General features: G+C 61.7%; 18 protein-coding genes. All 18 read left to right on the top strand.

All coding sequences use genetic code 11. The features are described 5' to 3' along the window. The first annotated feature begins 2 nt into the window (after window positions 1-2). The 18 genes from ACHZCU_RS16750 to ACHZCU_RS16665 all read left to right on the top strand — a co-directional run bounded on the left by ACHZCU_RS16750 (window position 3) and on the right by ACHZCU_RS16665 (window position 16,689). Entirely contained in the window at window positions 3-599 is a 597-nt protein-coding gene (locus ACHZCU_RS16750; RefSeq protein WP_319519648.1) for a DUF3486 family protein, read from the top strand. Further along, a complete protein-coding gene (locus ACHZCU_RS16745) occupies window positions 596-1,951 on the top strand; it encodes a terminase large subunit domain-containing protein (protein WP_319519647.1) in 1,356 nt (451 codons plus the stop codon). Before ACHZCU_RS16750 ends, ACHZCU_RS16745 begins: the two co-directional genes overlap by 4 nt. Window positions 1,952-1,953: 2 nt before the next feature. After that, window positions 1,954-3,519: a DUF935 domain-containing protein gene (locus ACHZCU_RS16740; protein WP_319519646.1), complete on the top strand. Its 1,566-nt coding sequence runs from the start codon at window positions 1,954-1,956 to the stop codon at window positions 3,517-3,519. Beyond that, window positions 3,503-4,711: a phage minor head protein gene (locus tag ACHZCU_RS16735; protein WP_319519645.1), complete on the top strand. Its 1,209-nt coding sequence runs from the start codon at window positions 3,503-3,505 to the stop codon at window positions 4,709-4,711. Before ACHZCU_RS16740 ends, ACHZCU_RS16735 begins: the two co-directional genes overlap by 17 nt. Before the next feature lie 114 nt (window positions 4,712-4,825). Then, window positions 4,826-5,332, top strand: a complete 507-nt coding sequence (locus ACHZCU_RS16730; protein WP_319519644.1) for a phage virion morphogenesis protein — start codon at window positions 4,826-4,828, stop codon at window positions 5,330-5,332. A 61-nt stretch (window positions 5,333-5,393) separates the two neighbouring features. Then, window positions 5,394-6,425: a phage protease gene (locus tag ACHZCU_RS16725; protein WP_319519643.1), complete on the top strand. Its 1,032-nt coding sequence runs from the start codon at window positions 5,394-5,396 to the stop codon at window positions 6,423-6,425. After that, window positions 6,426-6,818, top strand: a complete 393-nt coding sequence (locus ACHZCU_RS16720; protein WP_319519642.1) for a hypothetical protein — start codon at window positions 6,426-6,428, stop codon at window positions 6,816-6,818. It begins immediately after the preceding gene. A 23-nt stretch (window positions 6,819-6,841) separates the two neighbouring features. Then, complete coding sequence (locus ACHZCU_RS16715) at window positions 6,842-7,735, top strand: Mu-like prophage major head subunit gpT family protein (protein ID WP_319519641.1); 894 nt, start codon at window positions 6,842-6,844, stop codon at window positions 7,733-7,735. Between the two features lie 12 nt (window positions 7,736-7,747). Next, window positions 7,748-8,197: a hypothetical protein gene (locus ACHZCU_RS16710; protein WP_319519640.1), complete on the top strand. Its 450-nt coding sequence runs from the start codon at window positions 7,748-7,750 to the stop codon at window positions 8,195-8,197. 66 nt (window positions 8,198-8,263) lie between these two features. Beyond that, complete coding sequence (locus tag ACHZCU_RS16705) at window positions 8,264-8,701, top strand: DUF1320 domain-containing protein (protein WP_319519639.1); 438 nt, start codon at window positions 8,264-8,266, stop codon at window positions 8,699-8,701. After that, window positions 8,701-9,276, top strand: coding sequence for a hypothetical protein (locus ACHZCU_RS16700; RefSeq protein ID WP_319519638.1), 576 nt, complete (start codon window positions 8,701-8,703; stop codon window positions 9,274-9,276). The genes ACHZCU_RS16705 and ACHZCU_RS16700 overlap by 1 nt, the downstream gene beginning before the upstream one ends. Window positions 9,277-9,279: 3 nt before the next feature. Next, the gene (locus ACHZCU_RS16695; RefSeq protein WP_319519637.1) at window positions 9,280-9,471 is read left to right on the top strand and encodes a DUF2635 domain-containing protein; all 192 of its coding nucleotides are present in this window, start codon (window positions 9,280-9,282) and stop codon (window positions 9,469-9,471) included. Window positions 9,472-9,474: 3 nt separating this feature from the next. After that, complete coding sequence (locus ACHZCU_RS16690; RefSeq protein ID WP_319519636.1) at window positions 9,475-10,959, top strand: phage tail sheath subtilisin-like domain-containing protein; 1,485 nt, start codon at window positions 9,475-9,477, stop codon at window positions 10,957-10,959. Window positions 10,960-10,974: 15 nt separating this feature from the next. Further along, window positions 10,975-11,337, top strand: a complete 363-nt coding sequence (locus ACHZCU_RS16685; protein ID WP_319519635.1) for a phage tail tube protein — start codon at window positions 10,975-10,977, stop codon at window positions 11,335-11,337. Continuing rightward, window positions 11,334-11,825 carry a hypothetical protein gene (locus ACHZCU_RS16680; protein WP_319519634.1) on the top strand — a complete coding sequence of 164 codons (492 nt, stop codon included), beginning with the start codon at window positions 11,334-11,336 and terminating at the stop codon, window positions 11,823-11,825. Before ACHZCU_RS16685 ends, ACHZCU_RS16680 begins: the two co-directional genes overlap by 4 nt. Window positions 11,826-11,948: 123 nt before the next feature. After that, entirely contained in the window at window positions 11,949-14,273 is a 2,325-nt protein-coding gene (locus ACHZCU_RS16675) for a phage tail tape measure protein (RefSeq protein ID WP_319519633.1), read from the top strand. Then, window positions 14,273-15,505: a DNA circularization N-terminal domain-containing protein gene (locus tag ACHZCU_RS16670; RefSeq protein ID WP_319519632.1), complete on the top strand. Its 1,233-nt coding sequence runs from the start codon at window positions 14,273-14,275 to the stop codon at window positions 15,503-15,505. The genes ACHZCU_RS16675 and ACHZCU_RS16670 overlap by 1 nt, the downstream gene beginning before the upstream one ends. Continuing rightward, window positions 15,502-16,689 carry a phage baseplate assembly protein gene (locus tag ACHZCU_RS16665; protein ID WP_319519631.1) on the top strand — a complete coding sequence of 396 codons (1,188 nt, stop codon included), beginning with the start codon at window positions 15,502-15,504 and terminating at the stop codon, window positions 16,687-16,689. The genes ACHZCU_RS16670 and ACHZCU_RS16665 overlap by 4 nt, the downstream gene beginning before the upstream one ends. Window positions 16,690-16,717 lie beyond the last annotated feature (28 nt).

Raw genomic sequence — 16,717 nt, 5'->3', positions numbered from 1 at the left:
CCATGACAAAGCGCGGACGCGGCAGGCTTTCCAAAATCGATCTTCTGCCGGAAGAGTGCGACGATGTTGTTGCCTGGGCTGCCCAGGAATTGGCGAACCGCGACCGGACGCAGACCGATATTTATCCGGAGTTCCGCGACAAGCTGCTCGCGATCCAGGGCGAATATGGCGTCGCCTTCGATATTCCTTCTTTCACGGCGTTCAATCGATATTCGGTCAAGCTCGCGCAGATGACGCGGCGGCTCGAGCAGACGCGCGAAATCGCCAGAACCATTTCCGAGCGCATGGACGCGGAGGCCTCCGACGAGCTGACGCTGATCGCCGCGGAAGCGATCAAGACGCTGGTCTTCGAATTGCTGACGGCTGGCGGCGAAAGCGGCGTCGATCCGAAGGGCGCCATGCAGCTTGCCAATGCGCTGAGAGCCGCAACGCAGGCACAGGGCGTGTCGACATCACGCCGCCACAAGGTCGAGGCCGAGTTTAAAGCCAAGGTCGGCCAGGCCATGGATGCAATCGAGGGCCAGGAAGACAAGCTCACGCCGGATGGCAAGGAGGCGCTCCGCCGCATCCGCGAAGACATTTACGGGATCTTCAAATGAGCGCGCCCGCCGTCCCCCTTTTCGGTTATCAGCGGCGCTGGTTCCTCGACCGATCGCGTTTCAAGCTCGGCAAGTTTGCCCGCCAGACCGGCAAGACCTTCACCACAACGCTGGAAGTGGTCGACGATTGTTTCGAGCATGCCGTGGATCAGAGGCGCGCCCGCTGGGTGATCCTGTCGCGCGGCGAACGCCAGGCGCGCGAGGCGATGAACGAGGGCGTCAAGCTGCACGCCCAGGCCTACAAGCTCGGCTTCGAGATCAACGAATATGACTGGCATGGCGCGGAAGGTTCTTATCGCGCCCTTGAGGTCGAGCTGCCGCATGGTTCTAAAATCACGGCGCTGCCCGCCAATCCGGATACCGCGCGTGGCTTTTCCGCCAATGTCTTTCTGGATGAATTCGCGTTTCACAAGGACTCGAACGCGATCTGGAAGGCGCTCTTTCCCGTCATCTCGGCGGGCTGGAAACTGCGCGTCACCTCGACGCCGAACGGCAAAAGCGGCAAGTTCTATGAGCTGGATACGGCAGAAGACAGCGCATGGTCGCGCCATGTCGTCGATATTTACCAGGCCGTCGCCGATGGCCTGCCGCGCGACATAGAGGAACTGCGTGCCGGTATTGCCGACGACGATGCCTGGGAGCAGGAATACGAGCTCAAATATCTGGACGAGGCGAGCGCCTGGCTTTCCTATGACCTGATCTCGTCCGTTGAGGATGAAGCCGCCGGCGATCCATCGCTCTATCAGGGCGGCCCCTGCTATGTCGGCCGCGATATCGGCCGGCGCAACGACCTGCATGTCATCTGGGTCTGGGAAGAAATCGGCGACGTGCTCTGGTGCCGCGAGATCATCGAGCAGAAGCGCGCGACCTTCGCCGATATGGACATGGCGTTTGACGAGGTGATGACGCGCTACCGTGTGGCGCGCGCCTGCATCGACCAGACCGGCATGGGCGAGAAGGTCACGGAGGATGCCCAACGCCGCTATGGCAGCCGCGTCGAGGGCGTGCTGTTTACCACCTCCAACAAGCTGATCATGGCGACGGCCGGCAAGGAGCGGTTCGAAGATCGCAAGGTTCGCATTCCGGAAGGCAATGTGCCGCTGCGTTCCGATCTTCACAAACTGCGGAAGGTCGCCTCAGCCACCGGCGCGCCGCGCTTTGTCGCCGAGCGCGACGACGACCACGCCGACCGCACCTGGGCAGCCTTCCTCGGCATCAACGCCGCCGGCGGCGCGCGCATGGCCTATGGCTATCAATCGGCGGCATCGCATGCGGAGCGCACCGCCTTCCCCGCCGCCACAGACGACGATGACGACGGCGCGACCGGGTTCGGCCTGCGCGGGAGACTTTGACCATGGCCTTGAGAGATTTTCTGAACCGCCTCATTCCAGCAAGCCGGCTGACCGGCGACGTTGCCGCGCCGAAGGTCGGGACCGTCCGCGATCCCTTCACCACCGACCAGGCCGACGGCATGACGCCAGTCAGGATGGCACGCATTCTGCGTTCGGCCGCCAATGGCGACCCCCTCTCCTATTTTGAGCTTGCCGAAAACATGGAGGAGCGCGACCCTCATTATCTGGCGGTGCTCGCCACCCGCAAACGCTCGGTCGGCCAGCTTCCGATCACCGTGAAAGCGGCTTCCGACGCGGCCGACCACAAGAAGCACGCCCAATATCTGCAGAGTTGGGTCGATGACGGCGTGCTGCGCGCCTGCCTCTTCGACATGCTCGACGCCATCGGCAAGGGCCTTTCGGTCATGGAGATCGACTGGAAGACCACGACGAATGCCTGGACGCCGCGCGAGCTGATCTGGCGATCACCGACCCATTTCGACTTCGATCGTGAGGATGGCGAGACGGTGATGCTGCGCGAGGCGGCAAGCCTGCTCGACCTCGATCCCGTCAACTTCGTGGTCCACCGCTCCAAGGCGAAGTCCGGCCTCACGGTTCGCTCCGGCATTGCCCGCGTCGCGGCCTGGGGCTGGATGTTCAAGAGCTTCACGGTCAAGGACTGGGCGATCTTCTGCCAGAACTTCGGGCAGCCGATCCGCCTCGGTCGCTATGAGAACGACGCCACCGAAGAGCAGAAGAGCGTTCTTTGGAAAGCCGTGAGCCAGATCGCCGGCGATTGCGCCGCGATCATTCCCACCACGATGGAGATCGAGTTTCAGGAAGTCGGCTCGAAATCCGCCTCGACCGATATGTTCGAGCGCCGGGCCGACTGGTACGACCGCCAGATCTCCAAGCTCGTGCTGGGCCAGACGACGACGACCGACGCGATCTCGGGCGGTCACGCGGTCTCCAAGGAACATCGCGAGGTGCAGGAGGATATCGAGCGCTCCGACGCGCTCGACCTGACAACCACGATCAATCTTCAGCTCGTCCGCAATATCATCGCCTTCAAGTTCGGCCCGCAGGAACATTATCCAATGCTCTCGATCGGACGACCCGACGAGGTGCCGCTGGGCGAGTTCGCAAACGCCTTCGACGTGTTCGCCCGTCACGGCCTGAAGGTTCCGGCATCTTATGTCTATAGCCGGATTGGCGCCCCGGCGCCCGAGGGCGAGGAAGAGACGATCGGCGGTAAAACGGAGACGCCGCCGGGCGAAGACCTCACAGCGCGCCAGGCGGTCGACCGGCTGTTCGACAAGGCCGCGCATGCAAAAGCGCCAAGGCGGGATGATGTCGACCACCTGACGGATCGGCTTGAGACCGAGGCGGCTGGCATTCTTGACGCCCAGATCGAAACCATCAGGGAAGCATTGAACGCGGCGGACAGTCTGGAGGATGCGGCGGCGCGCCTGGCGAAACTCGACCTGGAGGAAGATGACCTGGCGAAGGCGATGGCATCAGCGATGATGGTGTCACATCTGGCTGGCCAGGCGGCACTCCTGGACGGCCTTGATGACGATCGCAAATAACGGCTCACAGACGCGCGCGGCACCGCCGGAATGGATAATCGGACGTCTTCGACCAGAAAACGCGCCCAGCGGCTTTGAAACGGCTTCGAAATCGATCCTGTCCCGCATTCAATCAGCGCTTATGGCGGCAGCCGCGGATCCGCTGGAATTACCGTTCGATGAAGCCATTGCATTCTTTCGTCAGAAGGTGGCGATCGCGACCAAGAGCTGGCGCGATATTTTCGACGCAGCGCATTCGAAAATGTTCATGGTCGCAGGCGCGCAGACCGAAGCGCTGGTAAAGGATTTTCAAGGCGCAATCGAGCGAGCTTTGAAAGACGGCACCACGCTGGAAGACTTCCGCAAGGATTTCGACCAGATCGTCAAGACGCATGGTTGGTCGTATAATGGCGATCGCGGCTGGCGCACGCGGGTGATCTTCGAGACCAATCTGCGCACCGCCTATGCAGCTGGCCGCTTTGCCCAGCTCAACAGCCCGGAGATCCGCGCAGCCTATCCCGGCTGGCGTTATAATCACTCAGGCTCGAAACATCCGCGCCATGATCATCTTGCCTGGGACGGCAAGGTCTGGGCCGCCGATGATCCGATCTGGCAGTCGATCTATCCGCCGAACGGCTTTGGCTGCGGCTGCTTCGTCACGCCTGTTCGTTATGAAGCGGTCGAAACGACAGGCTATGACGCTACGCCGAACCTCGACCAGATCGGAACCGATCAGCCGCGCGGGGTCGATCAAAGCTTTGATTACAATCCGGGCGCGGCCTGGCTTGCCCGAACCGCGCCGGGTCCGAAGGCGGTCACGGCAGATGAAACGCAGGTGGCAAAGTTCGTGCGCACCGTCCAGCGCGGCAAGTGGCCGGACGGCACATGGCAGCCCGTGGCCAAAGCCGGTCGGGCGGATGCGGAAAAGCTCGGCGTCAAGGCTGGCACGGAGGTCCGGCTTTCAGCTGACACGATCAGAAGCCATGCCCATCACGACAGGATTACATCGGATGCTTACGCCGTTCTGCCGAACTGGCTGAAGAAGAATGGCCGGCTTGCGCAGGACAAAAACGGCCGCTGGGCTTTTGTCGGAGAGCATGAAGGCGCGAACTATCACGCCGCCCTGAAGGTCGTGAAGAAAGGCGACCGCGAAGAAATCTATCTCACCTCATTGAGACGGACCACAGCGCGCAAGATGAAGAAGCTGAAGTGAAAAGGACGCGCCGGGGGGCCAGAAGTCGCCTTATCCCAATCCCGCTAAAGCGGGCGCTTCCTGCTCAGCGCGTCCTTCAATAAATATAGGCCTCCGGGGCCGGAAAGGCAAATCATGGCTGGCGTATCGATCACGGCTGATATCCGCGACAAGGGGCTTATGAAGGGCCTTGGCGGGCTGATGCTGCTGACCCGCAACACACAGCCAATGATGAATGTCATCGGCGTGGGCCTGGTCGCCTCCACCGTGCAGCGCTTCATTACCCAGACAAGCCCGGAAGGCGAAGCTTGGCAGGCGGTTGGTGCTGAATATGGCGCGGACAAGCGCAATACCCGCATTCTCACCGAAAGCGGCAGGCTTCGCGACAGCATCACCCATTTTGCCGGTCCCGACTACGCACAGGTCGGCACCAATGTCATCTATGCCAGGCCGCACCAGGAGGGCGCGGAGATCGTGCCGCGCAATGCCTCGCATCTTTATTTCAGGATCGGCGGCCGGCTGATTGTTGCCGATCGTGTCGTCTTGCCCGCGCGGCCGTTCCTTGGTATCTCGGACGAGGACGAAACGATGATCCGCCACACGATCGAAAGCTTTATCGTCCGCTTCTCCCGATCCCGCTGAACATCAAGCCTCCCTTTGCGGGCATGATCGCGCCCTATGCGCCGATGTTAGCAATCGGTTCATGGGAAACAAACGCGCCACATATTCGATTGCTCTCAATGCCGCCGGCGGCGTGCCGGAATGGCTGCAGCTTCTGCCGGCAACGGAATTTTCCGGTGTCGATGGACGCGGTCCCTATGCCGCGCCGGACCTGCACGCCCTCGTCGCCACCTTCAATGCGGCGGGCCGCAAACTTGCCATTGACGAGAACCATTCCACCGATCTTGCCGGCAAGGCCGGTCACCCCGCGCCTGCACGCGGCTGGATTGTCGAGCTGCAGGCGCGTGACGACGGGCTTTACGGCCGCGTCGAATGGACGGCCTCCGGCCGGGCGCTGATGGAAGACAAGGCCTATGGCTTTATCTCGCCCGTCTTCCTGCACACCCGGACAAAACCCTACCGGATCGGCTCGGTCGAGCGCGTGGCGCTGACCAACGACCCCAACCTCACCTTTCTGAAATCCCTCAACGCGAAAGAGGATAGCGAGATGCTTGAAGAGCTTCGAAAGGCGCTCGGCCTTTCCGAAACCGCCACCGAGACGGATGCGCTTGAAGCCGTCAAGGCAGCCCATACGGCCAGCGGCAAATACGAGGCGCTGGTCAAGCGTGTCGGAAAGATCGCCGAAGCGGAAGGCGATGAGGAGACGGTGGTCACCGCTCTGCAGAGCCGTCTCGAAGCCACCGGAGATGAAGACGATCTGCGCAAACAGGTTTCGAGCCTGAGCGCGACGGTCACCGATCTGAACGGCCAGCTCACCACCCTGAAATCCGGGCACGCGAAAGAACGGGCCGAAACCGTGATCGATACGGCGATCACCGAGGGCAAGCTGATCCCGGCTCTGCGCGACCACTATATCGCCCGCCACCAGAAGGACGCCGAAAGCGTCGAGACCGAGCTGAAGCTGATGCCCTCGATCCACGCGGGCGGGCTCGGCAAGCGCAAGCCGCCCGAGGCCGGCAGCACCGAGATCACCGCCGAGGACGATCAGGTCATGGCGCTGATGGGCGTGGACAAGGAAGCGTTTACGAAACAGCGCGAACAGGAGGCAAAGTAAATGGCTGCGAGCAGCGATATCGAACGCGTCACGCGGCGCGGCGACCGGTCAGCTTTTCCGGTCAAGGCGGGCACGCTGATCTATGGCGGCACGCAGGTCGCCCTCACGGCTGCCGGTCTGGCGGTCAAGCCCGATCACGCCGACGCGGTTGCGGTGGCCGGCTGGGCGCGCGAGCGCGCTGACAATTCCGCTGGCGGCGATGGCGCGATCCGCGTCGACGTTTCCAAGGAGATGTTGCGCATCTCCCTTGCCGGCGCTGACGCCTCGAACATCAACGACCCCGTCTATGTCGCCGATGACAACACCTATCAGCTGACCAATGGCTCCGGCGAGCTTCAGGCCGGCACGGTCGGTTTCGTCGACGAGGACGGGGTCTGGCTGAAGGCGCTTTGAGAGCCCCCTGAAAGGACTTTGAAATGGACATCAATGCTTCCACGCTGCGCAGCATCTACACCGGCCTTTCCACGGCCTTCAATGCGCGCTTTTCCTCGACGCCGACGCGCTACGGTCTCGTCGCCATGGAGGTCAATTCAACCACGGCGCAGAACGAGTACCCCCGCCTCGATGAGCTGCCGGGCATTCGCGAATGGATCGGCGAGCGTCATGTCGTTCGTCTTGGCGCGCAGACCTACACGATCAAGAACCGGAAGTTCGAAGAAACGGTCGGCATTCTGCGTGACCAGATCGAGGATGATCAGATCGGCGTCTTCGTGCCGGTTGCCGGTCAGATCGGCCAACATGCGGCCGAGTTCCCCGATCAGCTTTGCTGGCCGATGTTCGCATCCGGCGAAACCGCGCTTTGCTATGACGGCCAGTATTTCTTCGACACCGATCACCCCGGCTGGAATGAACAGGGCAACGAGATTTCGGTTTCGAACTTCACCAATGGCGCGGGACCGGCCTGGTATCTGGTCGACGACACCCAGGTGGTAAAGCCGCTCGTCTATCAGAAGCGCAAATCCTTCAATCTGGTTTCGTTCCAGGACGAGAAAGACCCGAACGTCTTCATGAACGACGAGTTCATCTGGGGCACGGCCGGCCGCTGCAACGCCGGTTTCGGCATGTGGCAGACGGCGCACAAGTCCAAGGCGGCGCTGACGCCGGAGAACTTTTCGGCCGCGCGGGTCGCCATGCAGACGATCCGCAAGCGGAACGGCAGCGTCATCAGCCTGCGTCCCGCCAAGCTGATCGTGCCGCCGGCGCTTGAAGGCACCGCCCGCGCCATTCTCGAAGCCGAACGCAACGACGCCGGCGCGACCAATATCTGGCGCAACACGGCACAAGTCGAAGTCGTTCCCTACCTCGCCTGACGGAGACACGAAATGGCTGACAAGATCACCATCATCTGCCGCAATCCCGGCATGCGCCGCGCTGGCATCAAGCACCCGGCGTCCGCGACTTATCCCGCGACGAAGTTCAGCAAGACCGAGCTCGACGCGTTTCGTGACGATCCCGCCTTCGAGGTGATCGACGGCGAAGCGCCGGATGCGACGACCACGGCTGCACTGGCGGCTGCGCAGGCCGAAATCAGGGAAAAGAGCACTGCGCTCGACAAGGCTCTTGATGAGCTGAGAGACAAAAGCGCCACCCTTGAGGCCGTACGCGACGAATTGAAGGACGCGCTCGCCGGGAACGATGCCCTGCAGTCTGATGTCGCGAAGCGGGATGCAGAGATTGAGGGCCTGAGAAAGCAGGTCGCGGATCTCGAAACCGAAAACAAGGCCCTGAAAGATGCGGCGGAGAAGTCCGCCAAAACCACGGCCAGGAAATAACCTCCCGCGCCCGGCCGGGGCGGCGCGAATGCCGCCCCGGAAGAAAGGCTCAACGGAAACCGAACCATGTATGCCACCGTCACCGATATGATTGCCCGCTTCGGCGAGACGCACCTCATCCGGCTCTCTAACCCGGAGGACCGCACGGCCGAGGCCGTCAATGCGGCAAAGGTCGAGCAGGCGCTCACCGACGCGACGGCCGAGATCGACGGCTATCTGCGCGGCTATTACGCCGTGCCCGTTGCCGCGCCGCCTGCCGATCTTGTGCGCGCAACCTGCATTCTGGCCCGCTATGAGCTGGCCCAGGGCGAACATGTCACGCCGTCCGACGAAATGACCAAGGGCCGCGACGATGTGCTGAAATGGCTGCGCGAGGTTGCCTCCCGCCGCGTTCATCTCGACGCCGCGCTGGCAGAAGGCGCGACCGGTTCGAAGGTCGGCTCCGGCCCGCGCTATTCCGATCGCCCGCGCGACTTCACCTATGACACATTGCGGGGCGCGTGATGGCCATCAATCCTGCCCTTTCCATCATAGCCCGCCAGTCGCCGCTGATCATCGAGCGCCTGCGCATTGCCTTTCCGGAAAAGACATTCGGGATCGAGCGCGTGCCGACGGCGATGTCGATCAAGGAATTCAACCGGATTGCCCGGCATGCGCCGTTTCTCGGCCTCGCCTGGCAGGGCATGAAAACCGGCAATGACGCACGGCTTCTGTCCGGCACGATGCAATGGCGGCTTTATCTGGTCTGTGCGGCCTCCTCCGGGCTTGAAGCCCGCTTCAAGGGCGATGCGCGCGGCATCGGTCTCGATGCCATGGCGGATGTCGCCGCGCTGGTTTTGAACGGCGTGAGCTTTCCGGATGCCGGTGTGATCAGCGTGACCGGCGCGAACGCGATCGTCGCCGATGGTTTTGCCGACGACAATATCGCGATTGCCCAGATGGACTTCACCTTTTCCTTCGTCGCCTCGACGACCGAACTGGAGCTGGAAACGGCTGGCGATTTTAAAGCCCTCGGCGTCACCTGGGCGCTGGCGGAAAGCGACGGCATCACCCCTCAAAACGAAATCACGGGAGCCTGACAGATGGCCGATCTTAAATTCGTGAAACCCGGCGCGGGTCTGACGTCTGTGCCTCTGCCGAATGGCGATACCGTCACGGCCGATGGCCTTGCCGTCGCCAACACGCTGTTCGTGCGCCGCCGCCTGAAGGATGGCGACCTGGTCGAGGCCAAACGCCCGGCCGCGACCAAGACCACCACCGCTGAAAAGGACTGATCGATGACCTTCGATGAAATCCCGATGACCTGGTACGACCCCGCGGTCTTTATCGAGGTCAAGCCGAACTACAGCCAGAAAGGCATTTATGCCTGGCCGGAAAAGGTTTTGTTGGCCGGTCACAAGCTTGCTGCCGGCACGCTGGAACCCGGTCAGACCCGCCAGATCACGCGCGGTGATGAGGCGGTTACTTATTTCGGCCGGGGCTCGATCGGGGCTGAACAGGTTGCAGCCTTCCGCAAGGTCAACAAGACCACGCCCTTGTTTGTCACCACGCTTGAAGATGACCCGGCATCGCTCAAGGCTGAAGGCACAATCACATTCACCGGCGCTCCGGCGCAGTCGACCGTCTTGCGGTTCAAGATTGCAGGCCGGCAGGTCCGCTTTACAGCCCTTGCCACCGACGCTGTTGCCGACCTTGCTGCCAAGCTTACCGCCGCCATCAACGGCGAGGATGATATCGTCGTGACCGCTGAGGCTGCCGCCGGTGTTGTTACGGTGACGGCCAAAAATGGCGGCGAGGTCGGCAATGATATCGATCTGAGCGCCGACACGGAAGCACAGCCGGTTCCTGAAGGTTTGACCATCGCCATTGCCGATATGGCAGGCGGTGCGGGCAACCCCGATCTGCAGGACGTACTTGATCTGATCGAGAACAGCTGGTTCACCAAGATCGTGCATCCGTGGTCGGACGTGACCAATGTGCAGCTCTTCGCCGACTGGCTGAAGACGCGTTATGTCGCGACCGCCAAGCTTGACTGCCACGGCTTTACCGGCAAACGGACAAGCTTTGGCGAAGCCGTCGCGCTTGGCGATCTGACCAACTGCGCTTTCCTGACGCTCTCCTGCCTTTCCCGCTCGCCGACATCGAGCTGGGCGCATGCGGCCGCCGATTGCGCACTTGCCGCCTTCCATCTTTCCAACGACCCGGCGCGGCAACTCAAAAGCCTTGTCGTGACCGGCGTGGAAGCGCCGGATGCCGAGGACCAGTTTACCCAGGAGGAGCGCAATCTCCTGCTGCAGCATGGCATCTCGACCTATCTGCACCTTGATGATGGTTCGACCGTGATCAACCGCATGGTGACCACCTACAAGCAGACGTCGCTTGGCGTCACCGACGATGCCTGGATGGACATCATGGTCCCGGCCACCATGTCGCGCATCCGCTATGACTGGTCGGCCTATTTTAACACGCTTTATCCACGCGCCAAGCTGATCGACGACAACAAGCAGTTCCAGACGCGCCGTGGCGAGGGTGATACGGCGGCCGGTTCGGCCGTGGTTTCACCGGGCCGGATCAAGGGCACATGGGCGGCGCGCTGCCAGCGCTATGGCGGCCTCGTCTGGATCGAAAACGTCGAAGACACGGTCAAGGCCTCGACCTTCGAGCGCGATCCGGATGACAAGAACCGCACCAATGCGCGCCAGATCGTTCAAATCGTCGGCAACCAGATGGTGTTCGCCTCGTCCCTCGAATTTCTGGCCTAAGGAGGGCCGTGACACATGCAGACACTTGGCATTGTCGACATCGTCTGGAGGGGCCGGACGATCCCTGTTGAAACCGGTGCAAAGCTTCGCCTTGGCGGCATCAAGAACAATGCCGTCACCTATGGTCGCGGCGTTGCCCGTGCCCAGGAGTTTCAGGGCTCCGAGGTGACGGCAACCACCAATCTCGAAAAGGGCCAGTCGCTGATCGCCCTTCTGGATCACGAGGAAGGCGAGCTGCAGGTCGTGTGCGACACCGGCCAGACATACGTCTTCGAAGACGCATTTCTTTCCGATGACCGGCCGGAAGCCACCGGCGGCGAAGGCGGCAAGATCGAACTCAAATGGACGGCCGGCGAGCCGCAGGAGATCATCGGATGACGAACAAAACCACGGGCAAGGCCAAGGGCGAATTTGCGATCGACCTCGATGAAGACGACGCCGTTGTTGACGATACGGAGGTTGTCGAAACTGACGCCCAGACCGAGGCGTTTGCCGATGACGATATCGTCGACGAGGATGCGACCGACCCCTTGGACAAGCTGCCGCCACATGCCATCCGCAATGACGATGGCACGATCACGCTACCGCTCTATGAGACCGTGCGCATCAAGGTCCGGGCGTCGGGCAAGGTCAGGGAAAAGGTTTATGAAAGCCTGACCTTCCACCGGTTGACCGGCCTCGACACCCGCGTGATCGGCGAAGCGCCGGAGAACATGCAGAACATCGTCACTTTCGCGCGCTCATGCCGCCTTAACCAGGCGGTGATGAATGCAGTCTGGGACAAGCTTGACGCCTCCGACATTGCCAATGGCGGCCGGGTTTTGAACCATTTTTTGAGCAGTGGCCGGAAAACGCGGACGTCCTGATCGGCTTTCTGGCCGAGCACTCCGGGTTTGGCGCGGCCGAAATCATGGGACTGGACAGCCGCGACCTGGTCTTCTGGTGGAACGCGATCATGCATGCCCGCAAGGAAATGAAGGAGAGCTGACATGGCCCAGGGACAGATGGCCCTCGATGTTCTCGTTCGCTTGCGTGACTTGATGAGCGGCCCGCTGCGCCGGCTTTCCGGCACGGTGCGCGGCTTCACCCGTCTTGCCAGCGGCATCGGCGTTGTCGGTGCGGCCATTGCCGGCATTTCCTTCATGGCGCCGATCGCGGGTGCGGCGGATTTTCAGCAGACACTCCTCGATATGGCGGGCACGGCCGAGCTGACAGGGGCTGCGGCCTTCAAGTTCACCGATGACCAGAAAACCCGGTTTGAGGATCTGGCGCTTGCCACCGGGCAGGCCTCGGACGAGATCGCATCCGCCGTCGCCAATATGTATGCGGCCGGCCTCGATGGCGCGCTGATCGACGGCGCGATCGACGATATCGCCAAGGTCTCCACGGCGGCCAATGCGGCAACCGACGATATTGCCGCCGTCGCGACTTCGTCGATGATGACGCTGGGCGTTCCAGCTGACCAGATCGAGAAGGTGCTGGCCATGCTTGTCACCTCCGGCAAGCTGGGCGCATTCGAGCTCAAGGACATGGCGCGCTATTTTCCGTCACTTACAAGCCAGGTGGCAAAGTTCGGCGTGAAGGGACAGGAAGCCGTTGGCTTTCTGGGCGCGGCCTTGCAGATCGCCCGCAAGGGAACGTCCGACCCCGCCGAAGCGGCGAACAACCTCAAGAATTTTCTGTCGAAGATCCTCGCACCGGCAACGGTCAAGAACTTCAAGGATATGGGCGTCGACATCGAAGCGGTGATGCAGGACGCCGCGACGAAAGGCATCAACCCAATCGAAGCGGTCCTGCAGAAGGTCATGAAACTGACCGGCGTTTCCGAAAACCAGATCGCGGAGATGATGGCAAAGGCTAAGGCAAACGGCCTTCAGGGAGCCGAAGCGCTTGATGCCGTACGTGAGCAGCTTGTCCAGATCGCAGGCGCTGGCGGGCTTGGAGAACTGTTCCAGGATCAACAGGTCATGGATTTCCTGATCCCGTTCATGGCCAATGTCGATGAATACAAGGCGATCCGCGACAAGATGGATCAGGCCGACAGCTCGGTCATCGATGCCGACTTCGAAACGCAGATGAAGGGGCTGAACCGCCAGCTCAAAACCTTCCGGGAAATCGGTACGCAAGGCATTCGCGAAGTCGGTCTGGCTTTCGGCGAATGGCTGCCGCAGATCAATGGATACCTGAAAGCCGGGCTTGATCAGTTGCGCGCCTGGAATAAGGAGACGGACGGCGGCGTGCACAAGGCGCTGAGCTTTGCCGGAGCCGGCGTATTGCTTGGCGGTGCGCTTGGCGTCATCGGTTTCGTGTTGCCGCCCGTGATTGCCGGCTTGCGCCTCGTCCTTTCGCCGCTCTGGCTTGCCGGAAAGGGGGCGTTACGGCTTGCGGCTTATTTTTATCGCGCGGCAGCCGGATCGATTGCCCTGCAATCATCACTCGCTGCCATGAATGGCGTGAAGCTCTCATGGCTTGGTCGTCTTGCAACAGGGTTTCGGGGCATGCTGTTCGCCATCCCCGGTCTATCCTTCCTGTTTGAGGGACTGATGGCTGTCATGAGTGCGATCGGCGCAGCACTTGCTGGCATCACCGCGCCCATATGGGGGCTGATTGCCGCCATCGTGGCGGCGATTGCCGCCATCGGTGTGGCTGTCTGGCACTATTGGGAACCGATCTCCAATTTCATAGCCGGTTTCTCGTCGGTGATGTGGGATGCCGTGGCCGACATCATGGGGGCGCTTTCGGATTTTGCCGGTTGGGTCGGCGGTCAGGTGGTCGACCTTGCGTCCTTCTTCGGTATCGACACGGCGGCGGTCTCTGCCAATCTGGCGGAGGCGCGGGCCGTGGTGGAGGGCTGGTGGAACGGTCTCACTGGCTGGTTTTCCGGTCTCGATCTCTGGGGCAGCATCAAGTCCATATTCACGATGAAAGACTATTCGGACGAGATGGAGGCCGGTTTCCGCGATGCCGGTGCAAAGGCCGCGCAGGCGATGGTCGATGCCGTCAAGAACAGGATCGATGCGCTGGTCTCGTGGTTTTCGAATATCGGCGGTCGCATTCTGGATGCGATCGGCAGCATTGATATTTCCTCGCTGATCAGCTGGCCGAGCTGGGAAAACCGTCCGAAATGGATGGGCGGTAGTGGCGGTCAGCAGGCCCAGCCGATGCCGCAGCAAGCAGCAAACAGCAACGTGGACATGTCGGGCGAAGTCTGGGTGCGGGGCGAACCCGGAACAACAGTCACGCGCACGACAGGCCGTGTTCGCGGCGGCGGCCATGACAGTCTGCCAACCGGCAAAGCCGTGGGGATGCCCTGATGGCGACGCTTCCAGGACTGCTCCAGGGCGTTTATCGCGGCATCGCCTTTGATGTTCCCGACACATCCACGAAGGCCGGCCGACGGCTGGTCGAATATCTGTTTCCAGGCGTCGAAGACGCGGCCTATGACGACTTCGGCCGCCATCCGGCCGAAATCACGCTGAACGGCGTGATCGCCGGAGACTTCTATCAGGCGCAGGCACTCGCGCTCGAAACGGCCTTCAACCAGCCAGGGCCGGCCATGCTGATCCACCCGTGGCAAGGCCCGATGCGGGTCATTCTGGTCGAACCCGCCACGATCACTCTGGCATCCCGAGAGCTGCGCATTGTCCGGTTTTCGGCAAAATTCAAAAAGGTTCAAACCGGCTTCACGGGCATTTTGAACGGGTTTGGAGGCATCCTTTCAGCGGTGTCCTTGATCGGCACTGCCGCCGTCCTGCTTTTCTCGGCCGTATCGTCGCGGTCGATTTCGGCTGCGCGCACCCGCGCGGTCAATCGCTCGACCGGCATTGTCCGCGATGCCATTGGCGACCTGCAGCCGGTCGCAGGATCGGCGCGGTTTCTGCCGCGCGTGTCGGCAGCGGCATCCGGCCTGGCGCCGACAACGCCGGACGCATTCGAAACGGAAATCGCCGATCTTACATCCCGCTTTGGCGAGGTTTCGGATACGCCATTCATTGCGGCAGCGGCCGAAGCAGCCCCGGAAACCCCGGCAGCGCCGGCCGCACTTACCACGCTCGGCCTGACGCTCGGCAAAGCGTTGTCCGACACGATCAGCGATGCGCCGTCCGATCCCGACCGGGCCTTGCTTGCGATCGCCTCCGGGCATGCGATTGCGCAGGCTGCCGCGCAAATCCCCTACACTGCCTTCGACAGCGCCGAACAGGCCCTTGCCGTCAGGGCGCAGGTTCTATCCTCGGCCGACGGCCTGATTGCCGCGCTTTGCGGGTTTTCTTCCGGACGGTTTGCCGGTGAGATCGATGGCCTGATATCCGCCCTTGAAACACTGAAGGTCGAAGTCACGGCCGCGCTCAATGAAATCATCGGGCAGTTGCCGGAAACGCTGACGCTGCAGCTCACCGGCCCCACCGACGCCTGGTTGGTTGCCGCACATATTTCCGGCGACGATCCGGCAGACCTCGAGGCGGTCTGGCGCGACATCGTTTCGCGCAACAGCCCACGCCATCCTACCCGCCTTCCGACCGGCGAAGTCCGGGTCTTGAAGCCATGATCGAAGTGATGATCAACAGTACATTGTTTGAAGGCTGGACCGGCGCGGAGGTCTCGCTTGACATGAAAGAGTTCGCCGCGAAGTTCATGCTTTATTGCCATGATCAGGACGCCTCGGCCGCAACGCTTGCCCATGTCCACAGCGCGAAAAACAAACGCCTGAAGCGTGGCGCGACGGTTTCGATCAAGATCGACGGCACGGCCGTCTTGAATGGCCATGTCGAAAAGCGTTCGTCCAACATCGAAAGCCAGTTTGCCGATATCACCGTGGAAGGTCGCTGCAAGCTTGGCGACCTGATCGATTGCACGGCGCTGGTCGATGACACGCCGGCCGAGATGCACAATGTGAAACTGGAGGATGCCGTCAGGCGCATAGTCAAGCCTTATGGCATCGGCGTCCGCTCGGAAGTCGATACCGGCGCGCCTTTCGCCCGCTACTCCATCGACCTCGATGAAAGCCCGTTCACGGCCATCGAGAAAGGTGCACGCCAGCGACAGGTGCGCGTGCTTTCCGATGGGGTCGGCAATGTGGTGATCACGCGCACCGGCGAGGACAAGGCCGCCGGCGCAATATCCCTCCCGGGCAATGTTCTGAAAGCGTCGATCGACGAAAGCGACGAAGGCCGATATTCAAAGACCGTGGTTCGCGGCACCAGCGAACGCGCCGGCAAGAAGCGCGGCAAGGCGAAACTCGACGCCACGGCCGAGCCGCTTTTGCCGTCAGAGCGGACCGGCAGTGACGGGTCCGCGACCAATGCCGAACGCGCCGGCACAGCTGCTACCGGCCTCGCTGAGGATGACGAGATCGATCGTTACCGTCCGAAAGTCTATCTGGCGCGCACCAAGGCCGATCACGACGCCGCGAAGGACGAGGCCGAATGGCGGCGCAATACGGCGCGCGGTGCCTCGGAAGAGATCACCTATATCATGCGCGGTCATTCGGTGGACGGCTCATTGTGGCGGCCGAACACGACCGTACCTGTTGCCGACGCCTTCAACGATATCAACCGCGACATGCTGATTTCGAAGGTCACCTTCATCCAGAACAATGATGACGGTGCGATCACCTCTCTTGCCGTGACCTCGCCGGACGCCTTCCAGAAGGGCGACCCGAAAAAGAAGCAACGCAAGAACAAGCCCGCGAAAAAGAAAAAGGCGCTGGATACGACAGCGGAGCCGCTATGAGCGCGGGCAGGAAAAGTTGCAGACTTTT

The organism is uncultured Martelella sp., from assembly GCF_963677965.2.
Taxonomy (GTDB): domain Bacteria; phylum Pseudomonadota; class Alphaproteobacteria; order Rhizobiales; family Rhizobiaceae; genus Martelella; species Martelella mangrovi.
This window is presented reverse-complemented; position numbering and strand designations above follow the sequence as displayed.

Bases quoted from the DNA above. Each gene is read 5' to 3' on its own strand.
- ACHZCU_RS16740 (WP_319519646.1), top strand. From the start codon at position 1,954: ATGGCCTTGAGAGATTTTCTGAACCGCCTCATTCCAGCAAGCCGGCTG.
- ACHZCU_RS16730 (WP_319519644.1), top strand. From the start codon at position 4,826: ATGGCTGGCGTATCGATCACGGCTGATATCCGCGACAAGGGGCTTATG.
- ACHZCU_RS16690 (WP_319519636.1), top strand. From the start codon at position 9,475: ATGACCTTCGATGAAATCCCGATGACCTGGTACGACCCCGCGGTCTTT.
- ACHZCU_RS16705 (WP_319519639.1), top strand. From the start codon at position 8,264: ATGTATGCCACCGTCACCGATATGATTGCCCGCTTCGGCGAGACGCAC.
- ACHZCU_RS16715 (WP_319519641.1), top strand. From the start codon at position 6,842: ATGGACATCAATGCTTCCACGCTGCGCAGCATCTACACCGGCCTTTCC.
- ACHZCU_RS16750 (WP_319519648.1), top strand. From the start codon at position 3: ATGACAAAGCGCGGACGCGGCAGGCTTTCCAAAATCGATCTTCTGCCG.
- ACHZCU_RS16720 (WP_319519642.1), top strand. From the start codon at position 6,426: ATGGCTGCGAGCAGCGATATCGAACGCGTCACGCGGCGCGGCGACCGG.
- ACHZCU_RS16735 (WP_319519645.1), top strand. From the start codon at position 3,503: ATGACGATCGCAAATAACGGCTCACAGACGCGCGCGGCACCGCCGGAA.
- ACHZCU_RS16685 (WP_319519635.1), top strand. From the start codon at position 10,975: ATGCAGACACTTGGCATTGTCGACATCGTCTGGAGGGGCCGGACGATC.
- ACHZCU_RS16745 (WP_319519647.1), top strand. From the start codon at position 596: ATGAGCGCGCCCGCCGTCCCCCTTTTCGGTTATCAGCGGCGCTGGTTC.
- ACHZCU_RS16680 (WP_319519634.1), top strand. From the start codon at position 11,334: ATGACGAACAAAACCACGGGCAAGGCCAAGGGCGAATTTGCGATCGAC.
- ACHZCU_RS16695 (WP_319519637.1), top strand. From the start codon at position 9,280: ATGGCCGATCTTAAATTCGTGAAACCCGGCGCGGGTCTGACGTCTGTG.
- ACHZCU_RS16670 (WP_319519632.1), top strand. From the start codon at position 14,273: ATGGCGACGCTTCCAGGACTGCTCCAGGGCGTTTATCGCGGCATCGCC.
- ACHZCU_RS16665 (WP_319519631.1), top strand. From the start codon at position 15,502: ATGATCGAAGTGATGATCAACAGTACATTGTTTGAAGGCTGGACCGGC.
- ACHZCU_RS16700 (WP_319519638.1), top strand. From the start codon at position 8,701: ATGGCCATCAATCCTGCCCTTTCCATCATAGCCCGCCAGTCGCCGCTG.
- ACHZCU_RS16710 (WP_319519640.1), top strand. From the start codon at position 7,748: ATGGCTGACAAGATCACCATCATCTGCCGCAATCCCGGCATGCGCCGC.
- ACHZCU_RS16675 (WP_319519633.1), top strand. From the start codon at position 11,949: ATGGCCCAGGGACAGATGGCCCTCGATGTTCTCGTTCGCTTGCGTGAC.
- ACHZCU_RS16725 (WP_319519643.1), top strand. From the start codon at position 5,394: ATGGGAAACAAACGCGCCACATATTCGATTGCTCTCAATGCCGCCGGC.